Origin of the sequence: Nocardia sp. NPDC004068 (genome assembly GCF_042874315.1) — a bacterium.
Classification (GTDB): domain Bacteria; phylum Actinomycetota; class Actinomycetes; order Mycobacteriales; family Mycobacteriaceae; genus Nocardia.
Map to the genome: position 1 here is coordinate 468,807 of NZ_JBIAMW010000005.1, position 24,179 is coordinate 492,985.

Sequence of the window (24,179 nt, forward strand, 5' to 3'; positions counted from 1 at the left end):
AGTCTCCAGTCGAGCTCGACCCCGTGAACCGCCCAGAGGAGTGCGATCGTGACCGCCCCGGAATTCCGCTACTCGGACCTGCTGCCGATCGGTGCCGACGAGACGCCGTACCGGCTGCTCACCACCGAGGGCGTGCGCACGATCGAGGCGGGCGGGCGGCGGTTCCTCGAGGTCGATCCCGAGGTGCTGCGGCTGCTGACCGCCGAGGCGATGCACGACATCAGCCACTATCTGCGCCCGGCGCATCTGGCCCAGTTGCGCCGCATCATCGACGATCCCGAGTCCTCGGGCAACGACCGGTTCGTGGCCCTGGATCTGCTCAAGAACGTCAACATCTCCGCGGGCGGCGTGCTGCCCATGTGCCAGGACACCGGCACCGCGATCGTGATGGGCAAGAAGTCCGAGGGCGTGCTCACCGGCGCCGACGACGCCGAATGGATCAGCCGCGGCGTGTTCGACGCCTACACGAAGCTGAACCTGCGCTATTCGCAGCTGGCCCCGATCACCATGTGGGACGAGAAGAACACCGGCTCGAACCTGCCCGCGCAGGTCGAATTGTATTCCGCGCCGGACGATCCCGCGCACCCGTCCTACAAGTTCCTGTTCATGGCCAAGGGCGGCGGATCGGCGAACAAGTCGTTCCTGTACCAGGAGACCAAGGCGATCCTCAATCCCGAGCGGATGCTGGAGTTCCTGGACGAGAAGATCCGCTCGCTCGGCACCGCGGCCTGCCCGCCCTACCATCTGGCGGTCGTGATCGGCGGCACCTCGGCCGAATTCGCCTTGAAGACGGCCAAATACGCCTCCGCCCACTACCTGGACAACCTGCCGACCGAGGGGTCCATGGCCGCGCACGGCTTCCGCGATCTCGAACTCGAGCAGCGGGTGTTCGAACTCACCCAGTCCTTCGGCATCGGGGCGCAGTTCGGCGGCAAGTACTTCTGCCACGATGTGCGCGTCATCCGCCTGCCCCGGCACGGCGCGAGCTGCCCGGTCGCGCTTGCGGTCTCGTGTTCGGCGGACCGGCAGGCGCTGGCCAAGATCACCGCCGAGGGCGTGTTCCTCGAGCAGCTGGAACGCGAACCGGCGCAATACCTTCCCGAGCAGACCGACGAGATCCTCGGCGGCGACGTGGTGCGCATCGACCTGAACCGGCCGATGTCGGAGATCCGGGCCGAGCTGTCGAAGTACCCGGTGAAGACCCGGCTGTCGCTGACCGGGCCGCTGGTGGTGGCCCGCGACATCGCGCACGCCAAGATCAAGGAGCGGCTCGACGCGGGCGAGGAGATGCCGAGCTACCTGCGCGAGATGGCCGTCTACTACGCCGGTCCCGCCAAGACCCCCGAGGGGTACGCCTCCGGCTCGTTCGGGCCGACCACCGCGGGCCGCATGGACTCCTATGTCGACCAGTTCCAGGCCGCGGGCGGTTCGTTCGTCATGCTGGCCAAGGGGAATCGGTCGGCGCAGGTGACGCGGGCGTGCCAGGAGCACGGCGGGTTCTACCTCGGGTCGATCGGCGGTCCCGCGGCGCGGCTGGCGCTGGACTGCATCAAATCCGTCGAGGTGCTCGAGTACCCCGAACTCGGCATGGAGGCGGTGTGGAAGATCGAGGTCGAGGACTTCCCGGCGTTCATCGTGGTCGACGACAAGGGCAACGACTTCTTCGCCGATACGCAGAAGCCGATCGCGCTGCGGGTGCGGACGCGGTCGAAGGAACGGGTCTGAGTCACAGGCCGATTCCGGGCCGCAGGAGGCGGCCGGGGTCGGCGGCGGCGGTGAGGCGGCGCAGGCGGTCGAGGTTGGGACCGTAGTAGCGGGCCGGGTCCGGGTCGGGTTCGAGGTAGTTGACGTAGGCGGCCGTCGCGCCCACCGCGCGGTGGGCGTCGGTGATCCACGCGCGGGCGGCGGCCGGATCGTCCGGTTCGTCGACGATCCATTGCAGGGTCGCGGCGTGGGCGCGCCAGGGGAACGCGGTGGCGTCGGGGGCGGTGTCGTGGACCGCGCCGTCGAGGGGGTCGACGAGGACGTAACCCCTTGCGCCGCTACGGGATCGGGCCGCGACGGTGTCGGTGATGCGCTGGGCGATGTCGGGGGAGAGGGCGGCGAGGACGTCGGAGCCCGCGATCTTGTTCGAGCGGGGCGTGCTGGCGCCGCCGCCGAGGGCGCGGACGGCGTCGAGGTGGGGGAGGGTGCGCTGGTCGACGGAGGTGGGGGCGGTGTGGGCGGCGGCGGCCAGGTCGGCTGCGGCGGCCGGGCCCTGGCCCGCGGGGCAGACGATCTTCGCCGCGCAGCCGAGTCCGCTTGCGGTGGCGGAGATCTCGAGATTGGACCAGACGGCGCGGTCGACGGTCGTGAGCCACCGCGCCCAGCCGGTGATGACGTCCACGGTCGCGATGCCCGGGAAGCCCAGGCGCACAATGTCCTCGGATTCGGCCGGGCAGGTGCGGTAGGTCAGGTCGGTGACGACGCCGACCGCCGCGCCCGCGCCGCGCAGCGCCCAGAACAGCTCGGGCATCCGGTCGGCCGCCACGTCGGCGACCGCGCCGGTGGGCAGGACCACTCGGGCGGAGACGAGCCGGTCGCAGGTCAAACCGTAACGGCGGGACAGGGTTCCGAGGCCGCCGCCGAGGGTGAGGCCCGCCACGCCGACGGTGGGGCACGTGCCCAGGGGGAGGGTGCGGTCGGCGGGGGCGAGGGCCTCCTGGACGGCGTAAGCGGTCGCGCCCGCGCCGACGGTGACGAGGTCGCCGTCGACGGTGATCGCGGTCAGATCGCGCAGGTCGACGACGAGCGCGCCCGGGGTGGCCGAGGCGCCGACGTAGGAATGGCCCCCGGCGCGGGCGGTGAGGGGGAGGTCGTGGTCGCGGGCGAAGCGGACGGCCGTGCGGACGTCGTCGGGGTCGGCGGGGCGGGTGACGGCGAGCGGGGTCGCGGTGTCGAAACGCGGCTCGTAGAGGGCGGCGCGGGCGGCGAAGTCGTCGTCGCCCGGGCGGGTGACGGTGCCGCGCAGGCGGTTCCGGAGGTCGTTCCACGCGTCCGGTCCGGGCTCGTCGGCGTGTGCGGGTCCGGCCGGGAACGCTTGTGTCGCAACGGCTCCGGCCGCCCCGGCCAGCAGGGCTCGGCGCGAGAATCGCGGGGGTCTCGCCGGTCCCATCGATCCTCGCTTCCGTAACCGTGCCGGTGTCATCTCCGGGGCGGAGCGTACGCCGTGAGCGTCACCAGCGCCGCCACGCCGAGGACGGCGGCCAGGGGAATCAGTGCGGTGGTGCGGATCCGAAGAGCCATGACACCCTCCTCGGCGCGAGGACGCGCGCCCCGCGCCCGGGCTCACGGTAACCGGAGATTCGCCCGACGCCCCGCGGACACGCGGTCACGCCTCCTCGGACACCGCCTCCCGCGCCGACATCTCCAACAGCACCATCGCGTCGTGATCCGGCGTCCCCGGTTCGGCGAGGTACACCACCAACCGCTGCCCGTCGCTGTCGATCAACGGCAGATTCTCGAACTCCAGCCGCATCCGCCCGACGGTCGGATGGTTGTACACCTTGGTCCCCGTGCCCCGCGGCCGCACATCGTACCGATTCCACATCCGGGCGAATTCCGGACTCTTACAACACAATTCGCCCACCAGCGCGGCCAGCTCGGGATCGTCGGGATCGGTCCCCGCCATGGCCCGCAGATGCGCCACACTCCCGGCCACCAGCGTCTCCCAGTCCACCCACAACTCCCGCGCCGCCGGATGCAGGAAGTGATACCGGATCAGATTCCGCCGCTCCGGCGGATAGTCCGTGATGCCCGGATACAACGCCAGCCCACCGGGATTCGCGGCCAGCATGTCGTTGATGTGATTGACCACGAACGCGGGATTGGGACGCACGGAGTCCAGCAACAGCAACGCGGTCGGGCGGACGGTCCGCGCGGGCACTCGCCGCACGGGCCGCACCCCCGCATTGTGCGCCGCGAGCGTCAACAGATGATCGGTCTCCGCCTCACTCAACCGCAACGCCTCCGCCAGCCGATACACCACGGCCGCACTGGGATTGGTCTCCTTCCCCCGCTCCAGCCGAACGTAGTAGTCCACACTGACCCCCGCGAGCGTCGCCAGCTCCTCCCGCCGCAACCCCGGCGTCCGCCGCACCCCCGCCACCGGCAACCCCACCTCCCGCGGCCCCACCCGCTCCCGCCGAGCCCGCAGAAACCTCCCCAACTCGCCTCGATCGGTCATTGGTTCAGTGTAGGAAGGTGATCGCCGCTCAGCGCGTCGGTGTGTGCTCGGAGTGCCGCAGGACCGCCACGGTCGCGACGGCGCACAGCACGGCCATTCCGATGAGCGCTATGTCGTAGAGGACGTTCATCGGCGCGGAGTCCTTGCTGACGGCGGGAATCGCGATGGCCAGCAGTGCCGATCCGACGCCGGCGAGGATGAGCCCCGCCAGCAGGGTCGTCGTCGCCCGTCGATGTCCCGAGCGGGACACGAAGACGGCGACGGCGCCGGGGAGCCAGAGGGTGAAGCCGATCATGAACAGTGTGGTCACATCTCCTGCCTTCTGCCTACTCGGGCTGTTCGCCGCTGCCGGTGCTCCGGGCATGTGTTCACGCCCGACAGAAGGGTAGCGCGCCCGGGCGGACCGTTCGGCTCAACCGCGATCGGTGGCGTCGGCGAATCCCGCGGGCAATTCCGAAGGGGCGCAGGCGATCACCGTCTCGTCGTCCTCGCCGATCCAGTCCAGCCGGGTGATGGTCGCGAATTCACTCACCACGTGGATGGGGTAGGTCGGGCCGCTGTCGCGGTAGGCGGCCATCCGCTCGAGGTGGTCGTTCTGGAACAGCACGGTGCGCCGCGGGTGGTCGTGCACCCAGCGCGGGAAGAAGATCACCCCGTGCAGCCGGCGCAGCTCGGGCAGGATGTCCACCGCCACCGACGTCCCCGTCGGCTCGGTCCAGGAGACCTTGAAATGCCCCTCGGTCAGCCGCGCGAGGTCCACCCGCTGATCCTTGACCCAGCGGCCGCCGACCATGCCGGAGTGGATGCGGTAGTCGATCGTGTGCGCGTTCTTGACATACATCTCGTACCGCCAGCCGTTGGCGTAGGTGTAGATCAGCCGGTACCCCACCAGACCACTCGATTCGCTCATCGGACCTCCTCGACGCAAGTACTTTTGTTACAAAAGTATGTGCGCCGGGCGCGGACCGCAAGGTTCACGGTTTGCGCCACACGCGCACAGCGCTCTCGACCAGGGACCGATGAGCATCCCGGAGTGCGCACGCCCGGCCGCGAAACCCATGACAGGACAACAGCTTTCCCGGCAATAGGTTCACGCTGGTCGCAATGATGGGCGCGAGCGCCCGGCGGGCGGAGGATGTGACCCGCCCCGAGCTCGCTCGAGAGTCACCGTAGGAGAAGACCGATGCCGACATCGCCGCGCCCGTTCCGAACGCTCGCCCGCGGGCTCGTCGCGCTGCTGGCGGTGACGGCGGCGGGTTGTGGGGGCGGGTCCACCGGGTCCGGTTCGGAGATCGTCTACGTCACCGACGCGCCTATCGGACAGAACCAGTTCCTGCAATTGGGCCGGATCGGGACTGAGCAGGCGGCGCGGGCGCTGGGCGCGTCCGCGCGGACCTACGAGAGCGCCGACGAGCAGTCGCGCCGGTCCAATCTCGAGGCGGCGGTGCAGCGGCGGCCGCTGGCCGTGGTGCTGATCACCTACGAATTCGACGATCTGGCAGTGGAATTCGCCGAGAAGTATCCGGATCAGCAGTTCGTGTTGGTGGATTCGTGCCCGGGCCGGATCCCGGCGAACCTGCGATGCGGCACCTTCAAGGAGTACGAGCCGTCGTATCTGCTCGGCGTCGAGGCCGGATTGCTCAGTCGCAGTGGGCATGTCGGCACCGTCGCCGCCCGGGACTCGGCGTTCTTCCATCGCTGGTCGGACGCGTTCGCGCTGGGCGCGCGCAGCGTGAACCCGGGCGCGAGCGACAGTCAGGTGTTCGTCGGTGGAGACAACGCGGTGGGAGATCCGGCGCGCGCGAAGGAGTTGGCGCTCACCGCCGTTCAGTCGGGGGTGGACCAGATCTACGGGGTGACCGGCGGCGGCAACGGCGGGGTGTTCGAGGCGGCCGCGCAGAGCCGGGTGCTCGCCTACGGCGTTGACGTCAACCAGTGCCCGCAGGCGCCGGGCGTCGTGGTGGACAACGCCGTCAAACGCGTCGACAAGGTGGTGGCGGACCTGCTCAGCCAGGTCCACGACGGGAAACCCGGCGGCACCTCGACGGCGTTCGGCCTGGCCGAGGACGGCTCCACCATCACCAGCCTCACCGCCGACGCGGCCGCCAGCGGCTGTGTGGTGCTGGGACATCCGGAGGTGCTGGAGCGCGTACGGCAGACCCGCGACGACATCCTCGCCGGGCGGGTCACCGTCCCGCACGCCGACAAGTGACGGGCCCGCGATGCGCACCCTCACCCTGGAGGCGATCACCAAACGGTTCGGCGCGGTCCTGGCCGACGACGCGGTCTCGCTGACCGTGCGCGGCGGCACGGTGCTGGGACTGATCGGCGAGAACGGCGCGGGCAAGTCCACCCTCGTCTCGATCCTCTACGGGATCCACCGGCCCGATTCCGGCCGCATCCTGATCGACGGCCGCGAGGTGGTGTTCCGGACACCGGGCGACGCCATCGCGCACGGACTGGGCATGGTGTTCCAGCACTTTCAGCTGTTCGCGGACATGTCGGTACTCGAGAACGTGGTGTACGGCGCCGAGCCGGGCCGCTGGGGTGTACTGGACCGGCGCGGTGCCGCGCGCCGGGTCGCCGCCCTCGCCGCGGAATACGGCCTGGACGTGCCGCTCGACGAACCGGTCGGATCGCTGCCGGTCGGGGTGGCGCAGCGGGTGGAGATCCTCAAGGCGCTCTATCGGCGGGCCGAACTGCTGATCCTGGACGAGCCGACCGGGGTGCTAACCCCCGCCGAGGCGCGGGCGTTGTTCCGGGTCCTGCGCCGCCTCGCCGAGCAGGGGCACGCTGTGCTGCTGATCACCCACAAACTCGACGAGATCGCCGCCGTCGCGGACGACGTCGTGGTGTTGCGCGACGGCCGCCGAGTGTTCGGCGCGCGGGTCGCCGAGACTACGACCGCCGAGCTGGCCCGGCACCTGACCGGACGGGAGATCGATCTGCGGCCCAGGCGCGCGAGCGCGCCGCCGGGCGATCCCGTGCTCGTCGTCGACCGCCTGACCACGGCGGGCATCGGCCGGTCCGCGCTGGCGGGGGTGTCACTGACCGTGCGGGCCGGGGAGATCGTCGGGGTGGCGGGCGTGGCGGGCAACGGACAGGAAACCCTCGCCGCGGTGATCGCCGGACACCGAATCCCGAACGGCGGCAAGGTCATCCTGGCCGGAACCGACATCACGACCCGGGACAACGCGCGCCGGCGCGCGGCGGGACTGGCCCACATCCCCGAGGACCGCAACGGCACGGGGGTCGCGCCGGTCGGCAGCGTGATCGTCAACCTCGCCGCGGGCTTCCAGCGGCGTCGCCCGCTCGGCGGCCGGTTCCGGCTGCGACCGGCGGCGCTGCGCGCGCACGCGCGAGAGCTCGTGGCGCGCTTCGGAATTCGGGTCGCCGACCCGGCGGTCGCGGTGCGCACCCTGTCCGGCGGCAATGTGCAGAAGCTGGTGGTGGCGCGGGAGCTGGCGCACCGCTCGCCGTTCCTGCTGGCCGAACAGCCCACCCGCGGCATCGATCTGGGCGCGATCGAATTCGTCTACGAGCAACTCGACGAGTACCGGGCGGCCGGGGGAGCGGTCCTGCTGATCTCGAGCGAACTCGGCGAACTGCTCGCCCTCGCCGACCGGATCGTGGTGATCGCCGACGGCCGCCTCGTCGGCGAATTCGACTCCGGTGCGGCCGATCCCGAGACCCTCGGCGCGCTCATGGCCCGGTCCGCCGCCGCGCGGGAGCCGGTATGAGCAGCGGCACCGACGCCGCGCGCCGCCGGCGCGGATTCGCCGGAGCGGGGCAGGCCGTCGCGGATCGGCTACCGGCCGTGGCGGTGACCGTGGTGCTCACCGGCGTGCTGTTCGCGCTGGCCGGTCGCGATCCGATCGCGGTGTACGCCGGCATGTTCCGCGGCGCGCTGGTGGGGCCGGGTCTGGTGACGTCGATCCAGCAGGCGGTCGCGGTGGTGGGGCTGGGTCTGGGCCTGTCGTTCGCGTTCCGGGCCGGTCAATTCGATCTCGGGGCGAGCGGGCAGTTCGTCGGCGGGGGTGTGGCGGGCGCGGTGGTCGCGCTGTATTGCCCTGGGCCCGGCTGGTTTTCGGTGCTCGCCGCGCTGGTCGCGGCGCTCGTGGTGGGCGGGCTGCTCGCCGCGATCGTCGGGGTGCTGTACACCTGGCTGCGCGCGCCCGTGTTCGCGACCTCGCTGTTGTTGAACTATCCCGTCCTGTCGCTCGCGTCGTATCTGATCACCACCCGGTGGAAGGATCCGGCGTCGGATCGGGAGGCGTCGCGGCTGATCCCGGTCGATCGCCGCATTCCCGCGCTGGCCCCGGCGCATTCGGCGCCGGGCCGAATACTGGAGTCGGTGTTCGGCCGCGATCACGTGCTGACCCTGCTGGGCGCGGGACTGAACTGGTCACTGCCGGTGGTGGCGGTCGTCTTCGCGGCCGTGCTGCTCATCGAAACCCGCTCGCCGCTGGGTTTCGACACCGGGCTGATCGGGCTCAATCCGAAAATGGCCGCGGCGGTGGGCGTTCGGACCGGGCGCGCGATCGTCGCCGCGCTCGCCCTCGGCGGGGCCGTCGCGGGACTGACGGGGGCGCTGGTGATTCTGGGCTCGCACCACCGGCTCATCGACGGCGCCCTGGACGGCACCGGCTACCCGATCACCGCCCTGCTCGTGGTCATGTTGGCCCGCAACAGTCCGGTCGCGGTGGTGTGGATCGGCTTCGTGTTCACCGCGATCGGAGTGGGCGGCCAGGAGGTCGAACGCGAGTACGGCCTGTCGTCGTACGTGTCGACGGTGATCCAGGCGCTGGTCGTGTTCCTGGTGTCGATGCGGATGACGATCCGGATCCCGCGCCGCGGTGTGCCGCGCGCGGACGGGACGGCGTCGTGAGCCATCTCGAATTGGTCTGTTCCCCAGCGGTTCTCGCGGCGGTGGTGCGCGGGCTGGTGCCGCTGACGCTGCTCGGGCTGGGCGGGCTGGTGTGCCAGCGGGCCGGTGTGTTCAACGTCGCGCTCGAGGGGTTGATGCTCACCGGCTGCTTCGGCGCGGTGGCCGCCAGCGCGTGGTCGGGCAGCGCGGTGGTCGGCGTCGCCGCCGCGGCCGCGGCGGGAGCGCTGGTGGCGTTCGCCCTGGCGGCCGGGTCGATCCGGCGGCGCGCCGACCCGCTCGTGCTGGGCACCGCGCTCAACATCGCGGTGGCGGGCACGACGACCTTCCTGCTCCAGGCGCTCTTTCATGTCCGCGGCACGTATCAGCGCCCGGATCTGGCTCGGCTGCCGCACTGGTTCGCCGGGAACACGCTGCCCTGGATCGGCCCGGCCCTGGCGGCGTTGAGCCCGCTGGGCCTGCTGGCGGTGGCGGCCGCTCCCGCGCTGCACGGTTTCCTCGAACACACCGTTCCGGGGATGCGGCTGCGCGGCGTCGGCGCCGATCCGACCGCGGCGGCGTCGCTGGGTGTGCGCCCGGACCGCTACCGTTTCGCGGCGCTGCTGGTCGCGGGGGTGCTCGGCGGCTTGGCGGGCGCCGAACTGTCGCTGGGATCGGTGGCCCTGTTCACCGAGAACATGTCGGCCGGCCGCGGCTGGGTGATCGTGCTCGTGCTGCTCCTCAGCGGCGGCCGGCTGCCCGCGCTGCTGCTCGCGCTGCTCGTCTACGCGTACGCCCAAGCCGTCGGCTTCCGCCTGCAAACCGTCGGCCTGCCGATGCAATTGTCCGACGCCGCACCGTATCTCGCGACGCTGGCGGTGCTGATCCACACCGGACTGCGCGCCCGGCGCCGCGGCCTCGCCCCCTGAGCGGGCCCGCCGTGGTTTATCGTCGCCCCATGACCACCGCGATCATGATCCTGCTGGCGGTGATCGCCGTGGCCGAGGCGGTGGCCTTGGTCGTGGTCGGGATCCTGCTGGCGCACGCGCGCCGCCGGTTGCGGTCGCTGCGGCGGCGGACCGATCCGGGACGGGTGCTCGTCGCGCGCGGACGGCAGGCGGTCAAGACGGTCTGGGAGACCGCGAACCTGGTGCGCGAGAAGGGGTTTCGCGGCGCGGTGCTCACCTCGGTGGAGGAACTCGCCGCCTGGGCCCGGGTGGAACGGCCCGATCTGGCACGGCTCGCGCCCGACGGGAACGTCGTGATCGTCTTCTCCGACATCGAGGGTTCCACCGCCCTGAACGAGCAACTCGGCGACCGCGCCTGGGTCAAACTGCTCACCCGCCACGACCGCCTCGTGCACGGTCTGGTCGACACCCACCACGGCCACATCGTGAAGAGTCAGGGCGACGGCTTCATGATCGCCTTCGGCGAACCCCGGCACGCGGTCGAGTGCTGCCTCGACATCCAGGACGCGCTCGCCCGCGACGACCGCTCACCGACCGTCCTGGTCCGGATCGGCGTCCACATGGGCCCCTCGGTCCGCCGCGGCGACGACCTCTACGGCCGCAACGTCGCCCTGGCCGCCCGCGTCGCCGCCCGCGCCGCCGGGGGCGAGGTCCTGGTCAGCGAAACCGTCCGCGACGCGCTGTCCGACGACCCCGCGATCACCTTCGGCCCCGATCGGGAGGTCGAACTCAAGGGCTTCGAGGGCACCCATCACCTCTACCCGGCCGAACGCGACGCTCACGTCCCGAGCTGACGAAGGTGCGCGCGCACCTTCTCCGCGAGACGCACCAGGGTGTCGACCTCGTCGGGCGTGAGCGGATCGAGGAGGGCCTCGCGGATGTGGCGGGCCCGGTGGTGCTGGGCGCGCCGGAACCGGGTCAGGCCCTCGGGGGTGAGGCTCACGACGGTGCCGCGGCCGTCGTCGGGGGCGGGTTCGCGGTGCAGGAGACCGCGGCCGACCATGCGGGTGACGTGCTGGTGCAGGCGGCTCTTGCCGAACGCGATGCGGGCGGCGAGTTCGTGGGCGCGCAGGCGGTGGCCCGCAGTGTTGCCCAGGGCGTCGAGGACGCGCCAATCCGCTTCGGACAGTTCGGCATCCGCGCGCAGGCGCCGGCCGAGCCATTGCCACAGTTCGGCCTCCATCGGGAAGAAGGAGTGCCACAGCGCCCGCTCGCGCGGGGTGGGCCGGGGCGGGCGGACGTCGTTCACGGGGCGACCGGCGCCGCGCACGGTTCGGGCCGCGCGTCCCAGACCGTCGTGGGTATCTCGGCGCGCAGCACCGGGGCGACCTCGGCGAAGAACCGTTCGAGGTAGCCCTTCGTGGTCGCGATGTCGGTGGTGTAGGTGGAGAAGAAGCCCTCCACACCGACTCCGAAGACCTGATTGCCGAACCGCGCGTGCAGGTCCAGGAGCTTCTCGACGATCTGGCCGGGCGTGCCGACCAGAGCCGAACCGTGGGCGAGGAAATCCTCCAGCGAGTCGAAGGGGAACCGCCCCCGGTCCGGAAAGTGTTGTCGCACCGAGGCTTCGAAGATGGGCCGGGCGATGGCCAGCGCGTCCTGGGAGCGATCGGTGATGATCGGGGAGTGCACGCCGACCGCGACGAGCGCCGCGTCCGCGTCGTGCCCGTGGTGGGCGAGCCGTTCGCGGTAGTGGCGCACCAGGTCGAGATAGCTCTCGGTGCGCCCGAGGCCGTTGGCCGAGTAGAGCGGATCGCCCCAGCGGGCCGCCAATTCGGTGGACCGGCGGCTGGTGGCCGACCCGTGCCAGACCCGCGGCGCGGGTTGTTGCAGCGGATGCGGCTCGATCGTGGCGTCGGTCAGCGGCGGCCGGAACCGGCCCCGCCAGTTCACCCGCTCCTCCCGCCACAACCGGCGGATGAGCTCGTAGCCTTCCTCGAGCCGATCCCACAGCTGTTCCTCCGCCACCCCGAACACCGACGGGGCGATCGCGTCGCCGCCTTTGCCGATGATCAGATCGAGGCGTCCGTCGCTGAGATGGTCGAGGGTGGCGTAGTCCTCGGCGGCCCGCACCGGATCGGTCAGCGACAGCACCGCGACCGTGGTCACCAGCCGGATGCGGCGGGTCCGTGCCGCGAGGTGGGACAGGATCACCGCGGGCGAGGACGACAGCAGCGACGGATTGTGCCGCTCCCCGACGCCGAACGCGTCGTAGCCGACGTCCTCGGCCCAGCGGGCCAGGGCGACGAGTTCGGCGAACCGGTCGCGCTGACTCAACGGCCGCCGATCGAGCCCGGTGCTGTGTTTGGGAACGAGCGTGCTCGCGAGAAATCTCATGCCCGCCTCATCCCGCCGAGTTGGTAAACATGTGAACCATAGTGGCGCGCCGCCGCGACGCCGTCAATCCCGCGCGGGAACGGGCGCTGGCGCAGGCGATTCGGTGTCTCGTGCCGGAACGGATTGCGCCGCCGCGGAATCGGCGCCCGCCCCTCGGTCAGCTGGTGCCGAAGCGGCGCTGGAAGTCGGCGGCGAGCGTGGTTCCGGCCGCGTCGACGAGGCGACCGACGATCGGGTGGACGATGAGGGTGGTGACCGCGCCCGCCAGCCGGGGGAGTTTGCGGGCGAACCACTTTCGGACATAGTCCATCGTGGACGGGTCGGGTTCCGGCCCGGTGATGGTCTCCTCGAGTTCGTCGAGGCGCTCGCGGGCCTGCTCGGCGATCGCGCCCTCGGTGGGCAGCTGGGCGCGCAAACGGTCGAATTCCGCACGGAGGGAGGCGATTTCGTGTTCGGTCACCGCTCCGGCGTCGCGTCCGGCCTGCACCCGGCTCACGGTGTTGGCGTGGCCGATCGTCACCTGTCCGTCGACGCTGCCGCCGATGTGCACGTTGTAGCGGTCTGCCGGTGTCTCGGTCATGGGGCTTCCTCAGGAGGTGGGCGGTGCGGTGGTGGCGGGCGGGGTGCTCGTCGGGGGTGGGGTGCTGTTGCGGATCGTCGTCGTCGGCACCGGCATCGTGGTGGACGAACTCTGCGGGGTGCTCGACGTCGACGAGCCCGCGGCCGTGCCGGACAGGGCGATGGTCACGTCCTTCTTGTTGCCGTAGACGTCGGGGACGACCAGCGTCGCGGTGTGCGAGCCCGGTGTGGTCGGCGTGAAAGTCACTCGGAACACGCAGGTTCCGTCGCTGCCCGGCGGACAGGAGGTACGCACGGCGGTGAACGCGGGATCGCCCTGGACGGCGGCCGCGGTCACGTCGTCGCACGCGAGCTGGAGGAACGACGCGTCCTGCCCGACGGCCGTCCCGACGGTCACGGTGCCGAAGTCGAGGCTGTCGGAGATCGGCGGGCAGGCGCCCGCGGGATCGGTGCCGTCACCGGGTATCGGCGGATGCCGCGGCTTCGACACCGGCGAGGTCGGCGGCGTGGTGTGGTCGGGGGTGGTGGTCGGCTGGCCGACCGTCGTCGTCTGGAAGGTCACCGTTTCCGGGGCAGCGATCCGGGTGAGCGGCGACTGCGATCCGACCGGGGCGGGCTGGCCCGTCATGAGGGTGGCCCCCGCGACCCCGGCCGCCACGACGGCGGCCGCGGCCGCTCCGATGGCGACCGGGTGCGAGGACAGCATCCCTCGCGCGGTGTGGCGGGCGGTGTGCGCGGCGACGGCGTGTCCGGCGGCCAGTCCGCCGCCGACCCCGGCGCTTCCCGCGGCCAGCGTGGTCGCGGCCGACAACGCGCGCCCGCGAATGCGCTCCTCGTGTTCGAAATAGGCGCGGTCCCCGGCGGATCCGATGGCGAGGGCGGCCTGCTCGCCGAGTTTCAGGACGCTGCGCCAGCTTCCCCAGCGCAGCGCCGTGGCGAGGACGGGCGAAACCTTGCGTGCCAGAGCGCATGCCGTCGTGTGGTGACCGGTCTCGACGGCGGCGTGCAGCACCCGGACCAGGACCGGCGCGGCGGCGGCGAGTTCGCCCGGTGTCGCGGTCCGGGTCACCCAGTCCAACAACGGTTCGGCGTACCCGGCGGGGTGCGGCACGGGCTCGCCCCATGCGCCGGTCACGGCGTCCGGGTCGGCGGCCAGCCGCCAGTCGCTGCCCGAATTGTCGACCAGCCCTAGCTCGTTCAGCGTCTCCAGCGCCGTCCGCACGTCCGGATCGGCGGTGAGCACCCGGCACAGGCCGATCGGAACCGCGATCCCCGACAGCGCGGTCAGCACCGTCAGGGCCTGTCGCGGCCGGGCGTCGAGCCCCGCGATGAGCGCCCGCTGGAGTACCGCGGGATCGGCCACCGCCGCGGCGGCCCCGCCGGTACGCAACCAGGACGCGGCCTGCACGAGGGCGCGCGGGTGCCCGGCCGCCGCCCGGCACAGCTCGCGCGCCACCGCTTCGTCGGCCCCGAGTCGGCGACCGAGTTCCCGTGTGAGCAGCGCGAGGGCCGCGGGCTCGTCCAATCCGCGCAAGTGCAGCGAACGCGCTTGGCTCCCAGCGATTCTGCGGGTCGTGGACACCACCAGATCGCTCGACGGCACCGCGTCGGCCAGCGTGGTCAGATCCGCCGCCGAACCCTCGAAGTCGTCCACCACGATCAGCGCCTGGATCGACCCCATCAGGCAGCGCAGCCGCACCGGTTCCGGCAGGTAACCGGGCGCGTCGTAACACGCCTCGAACAACTCCTGGATCACATCGGCGACCGCCAGCCCCGCCGCGTGCAGGAACACGACATCCCGCCCCGCCCGCGCCCGATCCGCGGCGAACCGCCGCAGCAACGCCGACTTCCCCACCCCCGGCGACCCGCAGACCTCGACCGGCACCCCCTCCTCCACCCACTGCCCCACCAACGCCGATTCCGTTGCCCGGCCGAACAATTCACCCCCCGCCCGCGGCAACGGCCGCCCCACCGGCCGAACCCGCCGCGTCACCGCCGGAGGCGGCCCCTCCCGCACGACGACATGCGAACCGTGCGCATTGATGACCACATTGTGATCACCCACGACCACCTGCCCGAACACATCCCCACCGACGTGCGACGAAATCCCGGATCCCCCGTCCATGCTGCCTCCCCTCGGCGACGCAGCGAGTATATCGAGGGGGTGGTGTTTATCGAAGGGAATGTGCGGAATGGTTATCGGCGCCTAGGGGGTCGTGTTCGTTTGTTTCGGTCGCGAAACGCATTGCGCGCGTAGGGGCTGACCGTCCTCTGTGGGGTGCGTGATGATAGGGGGAGAAGGTTTGCGGACCTAGGGGTATGAACCCCGAATTCGCCGCGCCTGTGATTGTTTCGGCCTGGGAATCCGTGCCATTTTCACGTTGGCAGCTTTCGTCTATTGCAACAACTTCCACATGAAGTATTTCCGGATAGAGAATGACGACTAGTCGGTTATTTTCTGAACCCCGACATTACTTTCGAGTAGATGCTGCGGAGCATCCGATCCCGTTGTAGCGTGTGCTTCGATTCGACGGGACAACCCTGTTCTGCTCTCGCATTTGCGAGACGCGTCGGCAACGACGCACTTTTATTCAAGGAGTACGAGATGACCGAGCCGTCCCCCGCCTCGCAGCAGCGCCACCCGTCGACCGCGACGAAGACGCAGAAGAAATGGACTCGACTGCTCGGCATCTCGATACTGGCTCTCGCCGTGGTGACACCCGTCTGCAACAGCGCTCTGGCGGCGGCCGACGTCGCTCGGCCGGAGACGGTCGAATTCTCCCAAGCCAAGCGAGACATCACTCCCAGCCAGCGCAACGCCATCCAATCCGCCCAGCAATACCTCAGTTTCAGTGCCTTCTCCCGCAGCGGCCTGATTCATCAGTTGGAGTACGAGAAATTCTCCACCGCAGATGCCACGTTCGCGGTGGACAGTCTGAATGTGGACTGGAACGAACAGGCGGTACGCTGCGCCAAGCAGTACCTCGATTACACCTCGTTCTCTCGGTCCGGATTGATCGATCAGCTGGTGTACGAAGGGTTCACCCGGGCGCAGGCCGAGTACGGAGCCAACGCCGCCTATTGATCGGTCATCGGTGTCGGCGCGCCCACCCGCTCCGCGCCCACCGCGACCCCCACGATCACACAAGGCTCCGTCCCATGATTCCGCCACCCATGCCGCGTCCCGTTCTGAACAACCACATCCCCCGCACGCAGAACCGTCCGCTCACCGTCGTCGAGTTCGAGGGTGACCTCGCCGGAGACCACCATGACGTAATCGATCGTGTCGGTGGTGTGCATGCCGTCGCCGCCCGGCTCCTGAACGGCCATGGCGCCCGGCATCTTTCGCTCGAGGTCGGCCAGGGCCGCGGGGAGGTCGAGGTCGGCGTGTGGGGTCGGGGTGCCCGGGGGGATCTCGTTGATCATGAAGCGGGAGCCGTTGCGCGGGGGGAACCAGGTGGGGGCGGGGCGGGGTGAGCCGTCGTCGGGGAAGGTCGGGTGGTCGTCGCGGCCCCAGAGGCGGTAGGCGGCGACGCCGGGGATCAGGTCGGTTGTGAGGGGCTCGACCATGGCGTCGTCGACCACGCGCGCCTTGCCCTCGGCGTCGTGGCCGGTCACCACGCGGCGAATCCTGGTGTGTGCCATGGGATTTCCTTGATACGGTAGCGTATGGATACGCTACCGTATCTCGCGCTTCTCGGCGCAGTCAATACCCTGACGTATCCTCCTTGCGTGGCCACCGAGTCGATCCGTCTGTCCGCCCGAGACTGGGCGCTCGCCGCGCTGCGAGCCATCGCGGACGGGGGACTGGCCGCGGTCGCGGTCGAACCGCTCGCCCGCACCCTCGGCGTGACCAAGGGCAGCTTCTACGCGCACTACCGCACCCGGGACGAACTCATCGACGCCGCCCTCGCGGAGTGGGTGCGCACGCACGGGGACGGCGGCCTCGCCGAGTTCGCGGCGATCGCGGACCCCGAACGACGACTGCGCGAATTGCTCACCACCGTCGTGGAATCCGTGCGGCCGCTCGCGCCGTCGGTGCATCTGAGCCTGCTCGGCGACCGCAACGACGCCCGCGTCGCCGACGCGGTACGCGAGGTGAACCGCGCCCGGCTGGAATTCCTCACCCGCACCTACCGCGACCTCGGACTGCCCCCGGACCGCGCCGAACAGCGGGCCCACATCGCCTACGCGGCCATCCTCGGCCTGCTGCACCTGGCGCAGACCGACGACGAATCCCGCCGCCCCGCAACGCTTTCCGACGAGGCGATCGCTGTCTTCCTGCCGTGACCGAAAGGGGGTGTGCCGCACCCCCGAATCCCGCGCCCTGCCACCGCGCCGCGCACGCGCCCACACTCGACCCATGCTGACCACTTCGATCCCCACGCCGGTCACCCCCGCGCACCGGACCTCGACGGTGCTGATCCCCGCGCTGTTCGGCAGTTTCCTGATCATCCTCGACGCCTCGGTCGTGAACGTCGCCCTGCCGGACCTCGGGCGGCAACTGGGCGCGAATATGGCCGGGCTGCAATGGGTCGTCGACGGCTACACGCTGATGTTCGCGGCGCTGCTGTTGTCGGCGGGCGCGCTGGCCGACCGGATCGGGGCCGGGCGCGCGTTCTGCCTCGGCCTCGGCGGATTCGCGCTGGCCTCGGCGGCGTGCGGGGCCGCGCCGACGCTGGGATTGCTCGTGGCCGCCCGGTTCGCCCAGGGCGTGACGGCCGCGCTGGTGTTGCCGTCCTCGCTGGCGCTGGTCCGCCAGGGCTACGACGATCCCGCGAAAAGGGCGTGGGCCGTGTCGATCTGGGCCGTCGCGGGGTCGTCGGCGATCGCGGCCGGGCCGGTGCTCGGCGGGCTGCTGACGGCGTGGAGCTGGCGGACCATCTTCCTGATCAACGTCCCCGTCGCGGCCGTGGCGCTGTGGCGGGCGCGCCGCCTCGCGCCATCGCCGCGGCGGGCCACGCCCCTGGACCCGGCGGGGCAGATCACCGCCGTGCTGGCCCTGGCGGGGCTGACCTTCGCGTTGATCGAGGGCGGCCGGATCGGCTACGCGGCGTGGCCCGTGCTGATCGCGTTCGGCGTGGCCGTGCTCGCCGGGACGGCGTTCGCCGTCATCGAAGCGCGGGTGCGCCGCCCGATCGTGCCGCCCGGACTCGTCGGGCAGCGCACGGTCGCCATCATCCTGGGCGTCGGGTTCACCTTCAACGCCGCCTTCTACGGCATCGTGTTCGTGCTCAGCCTGTATCTGCAACAGACACGCCAGCTTTCGCCCCTCGCCACCGGCCTCGTCTTCGCCCCGACCATGCTGCTCATCATCGTCGCCAACCTCGCCTCCCCCCGCCTCGCCGCACGATTCGGTCCCCGCGTGCCGATCGTGGTCGGTCAGCTGATCGTCGTCACCGGCCTGCTCCTGCTGCTGGCCGTCGGCCCCGCCACGCCCGCCCCGCTGATCGCCGCGCTCGCCATCCCGATCGGCCTCGGCGGCGGCATCGCCGTCCCCACCCTGATGACCGTCCTCCTCGACAGCGTCGCCCCCGAACGCGCGGGCATGGCCGGCGGCATCTTCAACGCCGTCCGCCAGGTCGGCGGCGCCACCGCCGTCGCCATCTTCGGCTCCCTCCTCGCGGGCACAACCGCCCCCCGCTCCGGCATGACCTCGAGCCTGCTGGTCGCGGCCGTCCCACTGCTCGTCACCGCGGGCGTGTCCATGGGGCTACGCCGCACGCGGTGATCCGCGACGCCGGGGGCTGCCGCTCATCCCTCCCATGAACACGCCGGTGACACGAGGAGGCCGCTCCTCCCGGCCCACGGGTACGTCGGTGACACGCGGCCTGGCGGTGGCCCGGGAACATGCGCGCGGCGGCTGCCCTAGGATCGCGTCGTGCTGAGAGAACTCGCGGGGTCTGCCGCCGTCCTGGGTGTCGCGCTGTACGGTCCGGCCGTGGCCGGTCCGGCGCACGCCGTCGAATCCGCTTCCGGCACAGCGGGATTGGATCCCGCGTTGGCCGCCGCCTACACCCTCGCCGAGCAGGAGGCGCACGCGCAGGGGGTGCCGCTGTCGATCACCTCGGGGTACCGCACCCCGGCCGAGCAGCAGCGGCTGTGGGAGGACGGGATCGCCGAGTACGGCAGCCCGGAGGCCGCGCGGCGATGGGTGCTGCCGCCGGAGGAGTCGACCCACGTGCAGGGCAAGGCGGTCGACGTCGGACCGGAGGAGGGGGCGCACTGGCTCGAGGTGAACGGGAACCGGTGGGGGCTGTGCCGGACCTTCGACAACGAGTACTGGCATTTCGAAATGACCACCACCCCCGGCGGTGTGTGCCCGCCGCGGGTGGCCGACGCCAGCGAGCGCTGACCTTCCAGCAAACTCGGGCGGACAGCGCATTGTCCGCCCGATTCGCGTGCGCGCGATCGCGCCGTTCGGCATCCTGTCGAACTGGCGGTGCTCGGCGAACGGCCGGGCGAGACGAAGATGGAGGGTCGAGTGGGACGGCGGATCTCGGGGGCGACCGAATGGTCGGTGCCGATGGACACGACGCGCGCGCAGCGCACGCGCAAACCGGCGGCGACCGGATGGGGCTCGTACTGTCCGCCGGTCTGGCTGCTGGTGGAACTACCCACCGCGCTGCTGCTGGCCGTCTTCGTCGGCACCGGCTGGCTCGGCTACGCGGGGACAGGTGATCCCGCACCCGTTCCCGCGGAGGTCGTGGTGGCGCCCGCCGACGCTCCCCACGGACCGCGCTGAGCGACCGCGCAAATCGGATGTGCCACAATCGCTTCCGTACCCCAGCCCCTCGTGGAACGGAGCCCCATGCGTGTCGGCGGATTTCTCGATGTGGTCGGCAGTCGCCGGATGGCCGTCACGGTGCTCGCGGCGATCACGGGCCTGTACTACCTGATCGTCGCGATCACCAATTGCACCGACACCGACACGAACCGGCGCGGTGTGGACGCCGTGCTATCGATGCGGCGCACCATCCATCACGGTTCGACCGACTGGCACGCGATCACCAACAGCACCGTGATCCTCATCGTCTACATCCTCATCGTCGCCTGGGAATTCCTCATCGCGCTGGTGCTGCTGTCGGCGACGGTCGCGTGGATCCGCACCCTGCTCGGCCGCCCCGCCCAGGCACTGGCCATGAAACTGGCCACCCTCGGCTGGACCATGGTGGTGCTGCTGTTCCTCGGGGGCTTCCTCACCATCGCGGGCGAATGGTTCCGGATGTGGGCCAACAAGGAGGTCAACGCGTCGTCCGCGGCCTTGCAGAACTTCCTCGTCGCCGCCGTCGGCCTCATCCTGGTCCACCTGCCCGACCGCGACCTTCCCCCGCCGCCGAACTGAGCGCGTCCATGGGGGGATCGGTCCTGTTGCCATGGCACGGCACGATGGCCGCACGATCGCGCTCGAACTGATCGCTCTCGCCGGACGTCAGCCCGAAGTGGTCCTCAATCCGAAACGTTCCAACCGGGAATCGGGATATCGATATACTCTCGCCCCGGTACCTTCGTGCTGAGAATGCCTCCGTCGTAATGAAGCGTATATCTCAGTATCGGCGATCCGAACGCCTCCCGGGGCACGCTGACGAGAAGACCCTTTTCAACCAGCGCCCGAAGCGGAACCGCGATGTCCTCGAATTCGAACGGATCGTCGATCGGAATCGCTAGCACAAGTCCGAGTCCGAGGTGGACCAGAATCGCGTCGTCCTCCTCCGTCAGGGTCAGCAGAGGAGCGGTGGTGTCTGCCGGGAGCCCGATGATTGTTCCGGATTCCTCGTCGAGTATGAAGCGCCCACGGGCCGAGAACTCCGCTCGGAGCCATCGGTGCAAATCATTCAAGACTTTGCCATGCTCGTGCATCAGTCGACGACCTCTCTCTTTCAACACTTGACAGAAGACAGGGGTCCGTAACCATTCTGGTAATTCTTCCAGGTTCGGCCGCCGACAGTAATGTACCCCTCCGCGATGCCTATGTAGTCACCGGGTACGCACGGAGTGCCCTGGGCCGACATGACGGTATATTTCTTCCCAGTCTCCGGGCTCTGGACGGTGCGCTGCGCGATGCTGGAATCGACCTGTGTCACCTTGTCTCCATCTATCTTTGCGAAATAGATGATGACGTCAGCCCGGTCGATCGTACCCTGGCAGATCATTGTTCCCTTGACGTCCATCAGCTGAGGCGAACCTTTCGACTGATGCACGTTGTGCACCTGCACATCGCACGATCCCCCAGGGTCCGCGCTGGCTTGGCCGGGCCACAGTGGCGCTGAAACAATCTCGAGCGAGATAATCAAAGCGCCAGCGAAAGGCAACACCTTCATCTGATCCCCCCATTAACACCGGCTCGACCGGAATGCTCGTCAGCCGCATCGAGCGACTGTGCTCGTAGACTACCTCGAGAACGAAACCCTCGCCAGCGCTTATCACGCCGAGTATTCAGCTCCCGACTCTGATGGAAGGCTGGGAGCCGGGAGGTAGTGTAAAAGAGTCCGCCCGCTCAGATATCGACCACCTTCCCAGGATTCAACAGATTCCCGGGATCCAACGCCCGCTTGATCACTTTCATGATCTCCGCGGCCGTCCCGTGCTCCTCGGCAAGATATCGCTTCTTGGCCAGCCCGATCCCGTGCTCACCCGTCGCCGTCCCCCCGACATCGAGCGCGTGCCGCACCACCAGATCCGAGAACCGTTGCGCCGCTTCGGCTGTCGCGTCGCGATACGGGACCACGACATGGACGTTGCCGTCGCCGATGTGCCCGGCCACGCTCACCGCGAGCCCGAGTTCGGCGCCGAATCCGGTGGCGGCGGCGACCGCGCCCGGGATCCGCGACAGCGGGACGGCGGTGTCGGTGACCAGGAAGCGGTTGCCGGGGTGGGCCGCCTTCAGCGCGAAGAACAGCGTGTGCCGGTCCTCCCAGAGGCCGTGGCGCGCGGAATGGTCACGGGCCGTGGCGATGTCGAGGGCGTCGTGGGCCCGGCACACCCGCAGGATCTCGGACTCGTCGGCGCTCGCGGCGGCCCCCGACGCCGCCTCGAGGTCGATGAACAGCGCGGGCGACACCGGATACGACGTGCCCCGGAACGCGTTGATCGCGCCCATGCTCGCGGCGTCGACGAGTTCCAGGCGGCTCACCGGCAGCGCCAGCCCCAGCATGTCCACGGCCGCCGCCACGGCGGCGGTGATCGTCGGGAACGAGATCCGCAGCGCGCGAAGCCATTCCGGAATCGGATGCAGGCGCACGGTCAGTTCGGTGATGACGCCGAGCGTCCCGGCCGAGCCGATGAGCAGATCCCGCAGATCGTATCCGCTGGCCGACTTGCGCACCGCCCGCCCCAGCCGCGCCACCGAACCGTCGGCGAAAACCGCTTGCAGCGCAAGCACATTCGAGCGCATTCCGCCGTACCGCACCGAGGTGGTGCCGCTGGCGTTGGTGGCCGCCATCCCGCCGAGCGACGCGTCCGCGCCGGGATCGACCGTGAACTGCAAACCGTGCTCGGCCGCGGCGGCATTGAGCCGGGTCCGGGTGACCCCCGGCTGCACGGTCGCGGTGAAATCCCCGGGCGCGAGGTCGAGAATCCGGTCGGCGGGGGAGAGGTCCACCACCAGCTCGTCCCCGCGAGCCAGCAGATGCCCCTCCAGACTCGTTCCCGCCCCGCGCGGAATCAGTGGCGTTCCCGTATCGCGCGCCCACTCCACGATCGCGCGCACCTCCTCGACACCGGCCGCCGCGGCGACGCCCACCGGGCGGCGACCCGAGCGGCCGGTCTCGTCGAGCAGATACTGGTCGAGTACCGCGCCGCGGGTGTCGACCGGGACCGGCACGGTCCTCACTCGCGCTCCAGGATGGTGGTGACCAACATGGTGTGGTCCTCCATCCGCCGCGCCACGCTCCACCCGAGATCGGCGAAGGCGCCCTCGTACTCCTCCCGCGTCCACAGCCGCACCCCGGTGATGGAGTGGTAGATCTCGTAGGTCGGGGAGAACCACGGCTGCCCGGTCCAGTGCGGCGCCTCGAGCAGGTACCCGTCGCCGATCACCAGGCGGCGCACATTCGGGAACCAGTCCATCCAGCCGCGCAGCACGGCCGCGATGCCCTCCCCGTCGCTGGCGAGCTGATGCAGCAGGAAGAACGACATGGCCGTGGTCACCGACTCCCGGTCGACCGCGCTCAGCCACGCGGGCGGCTCGGCCTCCGGCTGCACCGATCCGGCCAGCAGCGTGACCCGGTCGGACAGCCCCATGCGCGCGAATTCCGCTGTGGCCGTGTCGATCACCTCCGCCTCGATGTCCACGCCGACGAATGTCTCCTCCGGCGCGGACTCGGTCAGCGCCATGATGCGCCCGGCGTCGGCGCACCCCAGATCGATGGTGCGGCCCGGGGTGTCCGCCGCGATCGTGCGGCCGATGGCCGCGAAGATCTCCGGCCGCCGCCGCGCGATATCGGTGCAGCCGCGCGCGACCTCCCCGGGTTCGGTCGCGGCGGGGATGTATTCGCGATGGGCGCTGTCGGACAGCTGCCGGAACGTCGGCTCCCAGCCGCGCACCGCGACCCGGACGAAGCCGCGGTTCTTGCCGACGTCGTGGCCGGTGTGGGTGAGGTGGTAGCGGTGTCCGCGCCGGGTGAGGAAGCCCGCGCGGACCAGCCCGTCGGCGACGGTCTGCTGGATGCCGGTGGTGGGCGCGATGGTGTCGCCGCCCAGAAGCGTTGTCCACCAGCCCCAGTCGTCGGCTGCGACGATGAGTTGCCCGGCGGTCTGACCCTCGATGACATCCCGGATGGTGAAGTCGCCGACGGCCGAGGAATGCTGGAAAAGCGGAGTCGCTGCGGTCATGATCGTTCTTCCTGATGCGGGGCGAGCGCGATCGCCTTGATTTCGATGAGCAGCCCGTCGATGGGCAGGGTCACGACGGTGGTCGTCCGCGCCGGTGCGGCCGTCGTGAAGAAGGCGGCGAACGCGGCATTCCATTCGGAAAACCAGCGCCGCTCGGCGAGAAAGCAATCCAGAGCGAGCACATCGGCCCGCGAAGCACCCGCATCCGCGAGCACCTTGTCCAACTGCCCCAACACGGCCTCGACCTGTTCGCCGAAGCTCCGCGCGGAGACGGTGAGCGTATCCGGATCAATGGCCGCGAGCCCGGAGGTGAACACCAACCCCCCGCCCACCCGCGCCGCGGGGAACGGTGCGCCGCTCACGATTCGGCCCT

26 protein-coding genes are annotated in these 24,179 nt (G+C 70.3%); 12 read left to right on the top strand and 14 right to left on the bottom strand.

Annotated elements, in window-relative coordinates; all coding sequences use genetic code 11:
* Window positions 1-48 precede the first annotated feature (48 nt).
* The gene (locus ACFYTQ_RS15710) at window positions 49-1,725 is read left to right on the top strand and encodes a fumarate hydratase (protein ID WP_387361094.1); all 1,677 of its coding nucleotides are present in this window, start codon (window positions 49-51) and stop codon (window positions 1,723-1,725) included.
* Window position 1,726: 1 nt separating this feature from the next.
* On the opposite strand, the gene ACFYTQ_RS15715 is transcribed toward ACFYTQ_RS15710, so the two are convergent.
* The 4 genes from ACFYTQ_RS15715 to ACFYTQ_RS15730 form a co-directional block, all read right to left on the bottom strand.
* Window positions 1,727-3,154: an FAD-binding oxidoreductase gene (locus ACFYTQ_RS15715; RefSeq protein ID WP_387361096.1), complete on the bottom strand. Its 1,428-nt coding sequence runs from the start codon at window positions 3,152-3,154 to the stop codon at window positions 1,727-1,729.
* Window positions 3,155-3,370: 216 nt separating this feature from the next.
* Window positions 3,371-4,225 (bottom strand): helix-turn-helix transcriptional regulator, encoded by an 855-nt coding sequence (locus ACFYTQ_RS15720; protein ID WP_387361098.1) that lies wholly within the window; start codon window positions 4,223-4,225, stop codon window positions 3,371-3,373.
* 28 nt (window positions 4,226-4,253) lie between these two features.
* Window positions 4,254-4,535, bottom strand: coding sequence for a hypothetical protein (locus ACFYTQ_RS15725; protein WP_387361100.1), 282 nt, complete (start codon window positions 4,533-4,535; stop codon window positions 4,254-4,256).
* A 102-nt stretch (window positions 4,536-4,637) separates the two neighbouring features.
* Window positions 4,638-5,135 (bottom strand): phenolic acid decarboxylase, encoded by a 498-nt coding sequence (locus tag ACFYTQ_RS15730; RefSeq protein WP_387361102.1) that lies wholly within the window; start codon window positions 5,133-5,135, stop codon window positions 4,638-4,640.
* Between the two features lie 273 nt (window positions 5,136-5,408).
* On the opposite strand from ACFYTQ_RS15730, the gene ACFYTQ_RS15735 reads away from it, so the two are divergent.
* From ACFYTQ_RS15735 to ACFYTQ_RS15755, 5 genes are read left to right on the top strand one after another with little or no spacing between them, the layout of a single operon-like run.
* On the top strand, window positions 5,409-6,437 hold the full coding sequence (locus tag ACFYTQ_RS15735; RefSeq protein ID WP_387361104.1) for a BMP family ABC transporter substrate-binding protein: 1,029 nt from the start codon (window positions 5,409-5,411) through the stop codon (window positions 6,435-6,437).
* Between the two features lie 10 nt (window positions 6,438-6,447).
* Complete coding sequence (locus ACFYTQ_RS15740; protein WP_387361106.1) at window positions 6,448-7,965, top strand: ABC transporter ATP-binding protein; 1,518 nt, start codon at window positions 6,448-6,450, stop codon at window positions 7,963-7,965.
* Entirely contained in the window at window positions 7,962-9,113 is a 1,152-nt protein-coding gene (locus ACFYTQ_RS15745) for an ABC transporter permease (RefSeq protein WP_387361108.1), read from the top strand. Before ACFYTQ_RS15740 ends, ACFYTQ_RS15745 begins: the two co-directional genes overlap by 4 nt.
* On the top strand, window positions 9,110-10,018 hold the full coding sequence (locus ACFYTQ_RS15750) for a hypothetical protein (protein ID WP_387361110.1): 909 nt from the start codon (window positions 9,110-9,112) through the stop codon (window positions 10,016-10,018). Before ACFYTQ_RS15745 ends, ACFYTQ_RS15750 begins: the two co-directional genes overlap by 4 nt.
* A 29-nt stretch (window positions 10,019-10,047) precedes the next feature.
* Window positions 10,048-10,851 (top strand): adenylate/guanylate cyclase domain-containing protein, encoded by an 804-nt coding sequence (locus ACFYTQ_RS15755; RefSeq protein WP_387361112.1) that lies wholly within the window; start codon window positions 10,048-10,050, stop codon window positions 10,849-10,851.
* Here ACFYTQ_RS15755 and ACFYTQ_RS15760 read toward each other — a convergent pair.
* The 4 genes from ACFYTQ_RS15760 to ACFYTQ_RS15775 all read right to left on the bottom strand — a co-directional run bounded on the left by ACFYTQ_RS15760 (window position 10,836) and on the right by ACFYTQ_RS15775 (window position 15,098).
* The gene (locus ACFYTQ_RS15760; RefSeq protein WP_387361114.1) at window positions 10,836-11,306 is read right to left on the bottom strand and encodes a MarR family winged helix-turn-helix transcriptional regulator; all 471 of its coding nucleotides are present in this window, start codon (window positions 11,304-11,306) and stop codon (window positions 10,836-10,838) included. The genes ACFYTQ_RS15755 and ACFYTQ_RS15760 overlap by 16 nt on opposite strands.
* Window positions 11,303-12,394: an LLM class flavin-dependent oxidoreductase gene (locus ACFYTQ_RS15765; RefSeq protein ID WP_387361116.1), complete on the bottom strand. Its 1,092-nt coding sequence runs from the start codon at window positions 12,392-12,394 to the stop codon at window positions 11,303-11,305. The genes ACFYTQ_RS15760 and ACFYTQ_RS15765 overlap by 4 nt, the downstream gene beginning before the upstream one ends.
* A gap of 157 nt (window positions 12,395-12,551) precedes the next feature.
* Window positions 12,552-12,974: a hypothetical protein gene (locus tag ACFYTQ_RS15770; RefSeq protein ID WP_387361118.1), complete on the bottom strand. Its 423-nt coding sequence runs from the start codon at window positions 12,972-12,974 to the stop codon at window positions 12,552-12,554.
* Between the two features lie 9 nt (window positions 12,975-12,983).
* Window positions 12,984-15,098, bottom strand: a complete 2,115-nt coding sequence (locus tag ACFYTQ_RS15775; protein ID WP_387361120.1) for a hypothetical protein — start codon at window positions 15,096-15,098, stop codon at window positions 12,984-12,986.
* Window positions 15,099-15,578: 480 nt separating this feature from the next.
* Here ACFYTQ_RS15775 and ACFYTQ_RS15780 point away from each other — a divergent pair, with 480 nt between their 5' ends.
* A complete protein-coding gene (locus ACFYTQ_RS15780) occupies window positions 15,579-16,058 on the top strand; it encodes an Ltp family lipoprotein (protein ID WP_387361122.1) in 480 nt (159 codons plus the stop codon).
* On the opposite strand, the gene ACFYTQ_RS15785 is transcribed toward ACFYTQ_RS15780, so the two are convergent.
* Window positions 16,052-16,618 carry a cupin domain-containing protein gene (locus ACFYTQ_RS15785; RefSeq protein ID WP_387361124.1) on the bottom strand — a complete coding sequence of 189 codons (567 nt, stop codon included), beginning with the start codon at window positions 16,616-16,618 and terminating at the stop codon, window positions 16,052-16,054. The two genes, ACFYTQ_RS15780 and ACFYTQ_RS15785, sit on opposite strands and share 7 nt — an antisense overlap.
* 87 nt (window positions 16,619-16,705) lie before the next feature.
* Between ACFYTQ_RS15785 and ACFYTQ_RS15790 the strand changes: the two genes are divergently transcribed.
* The 5 genes from ACFYTQ_RS15790 to ACFYTQ_RS15810 all read left to right on the top strand — a co-directional run bounded on the left by ACFYTQ_RS15790 (window position 16,706) and on the right by ACFYTQ_RS15810 (window position 20,318).
* On the top strand, window positions 16,706-17,263 hold the full coding sequence (locus ACFYTQ_RS15790; protein WP_387361126.1) for a TetR/AcrR family transcriptional regulator: 558 nt from the start codon (window positions 16,706-16,708) through the stop codon (window positions 17,261-17,263).
* A 73-nt stretch (window positions 17,264-17,336) separates the two neighbouring features.
* Window positions 17,337-18,704: an MFS transporter gene (locus ACFYTQ_RS15795; protein ID WP_387361128.1), complete on the top strand. Its 1,368-nt coding sequence runs from the start codon at window positions 17,337-17,339 to the stop codon at window positions 18,702-18,704.
* Window positions 18,705-18,854: 150 nt separating this feature from the next.
* Window positions 18,855-19,328: a M15 family metallopeptidase gene (locus ACFYTQ_RS15800; protein ID WP_387361130.1), complete on the top strand. Its 474-nt coding sequence runs from the start codon at window positions 18,855-18,857 to the stop codon at window positions 19,326-19,328.
* Between the two features lie 129 nt (window positions 19,329-19,457).
* Window positions 19,458-19,718, top strand: coding sequence for a hypothetical protein (locus ACFYTQ_RS15805; RefSeq protein ID WP_387361132.1), 261 nt, complete (start codon window positions 19,458-19,460; stop codon window positions 19,716-19,718).
* A gap of 66 nt (window positions 19,719-19,784) precedes the next feature.
* On the top strand, window positions 19,785-20,318 hold the full coding sequence (locus ACFYTQ_RS15810) for a DUF2165 domain-containing protein (RefSeq protein ID WP_387361134.1): 534 nt from the start codon (window positions 19,785-19,787) through the stop codon (window positions 20,316-20,318).
* A 104-nt stretch (window positions 20,319-20,422) separates the two neighbouring features.
* On the opposite strand, the gene ACFYTQ_RS15815 is transcribed toward ACFYTQ_RS15810, so the two are convergent.
* From ACFYTQ_RS15815 to ACFYTQ_RS15835, 5 genes are all read right to left on the bottom strand, one after another.
* Entirely contained in the window at window positions 20,423-20,833 is a 411-nt protein-coding gene (locus ACFYTQ_RS15815; RefSeq protein ID WP_387361136.1) for a hypothetical protein, read from the bottom strand.
* Window positions 20,834-20,853: 20 nt separating this feature from the next.
* A complete protein-coding gene (locus ACFYTQ_RS15820; protein WP_387361138.1) occupies window positions 20,854-21,294 on the bottom strand; it encodes a hypothetical protein in 441 nt (146 codons plus the stop codon).
* Between the two features lie 176 nt (window positions 21,295-21,470).
* Window positions 21,471-22,805: an FAD-binding oxidoreductase gene (locus tag ACFYTQ_RS15825; RefSeq protein WP_387361140.1), complete on the bottom strand. Its 1,335-nt coding sequence runs from the start codon at window positions 22,803-22,805 to the stop codon at window positions 21,471-21,473.
* Window positions 22,802-23,806, bottom strand: a complete 1,005-nt coding sequence (locus tag ACFYTQ_RS15830; RefSeq protein WP_387361142.1) for a hypothetical protein — start codon at window positions 23,804-23,806, stop codon at window positions 22,802-22,804. The genes ACFYTQ_RS15825 and ACFYTQ_RS15830 overlap by 4 nt, the downstream gene beginning before the upstream one ends.
* A complete protein-coding gene (locus ACFYTQ_RS15835; RefSeq protein ID WP_387361144.1) occupies window positions 23,803-24,168 on the bottom strand; it encodes a RidA family protein in 366 nt (121 codons plus the stop codon). Before ACFYTQ_RS15835 ends, ACFYTQ_RS15830 begins: the two co-directional genes overlap by 4 nt.
* Between the last annotated feature and the right edge of the window lie 11 nt (window positions 24,169-24,179).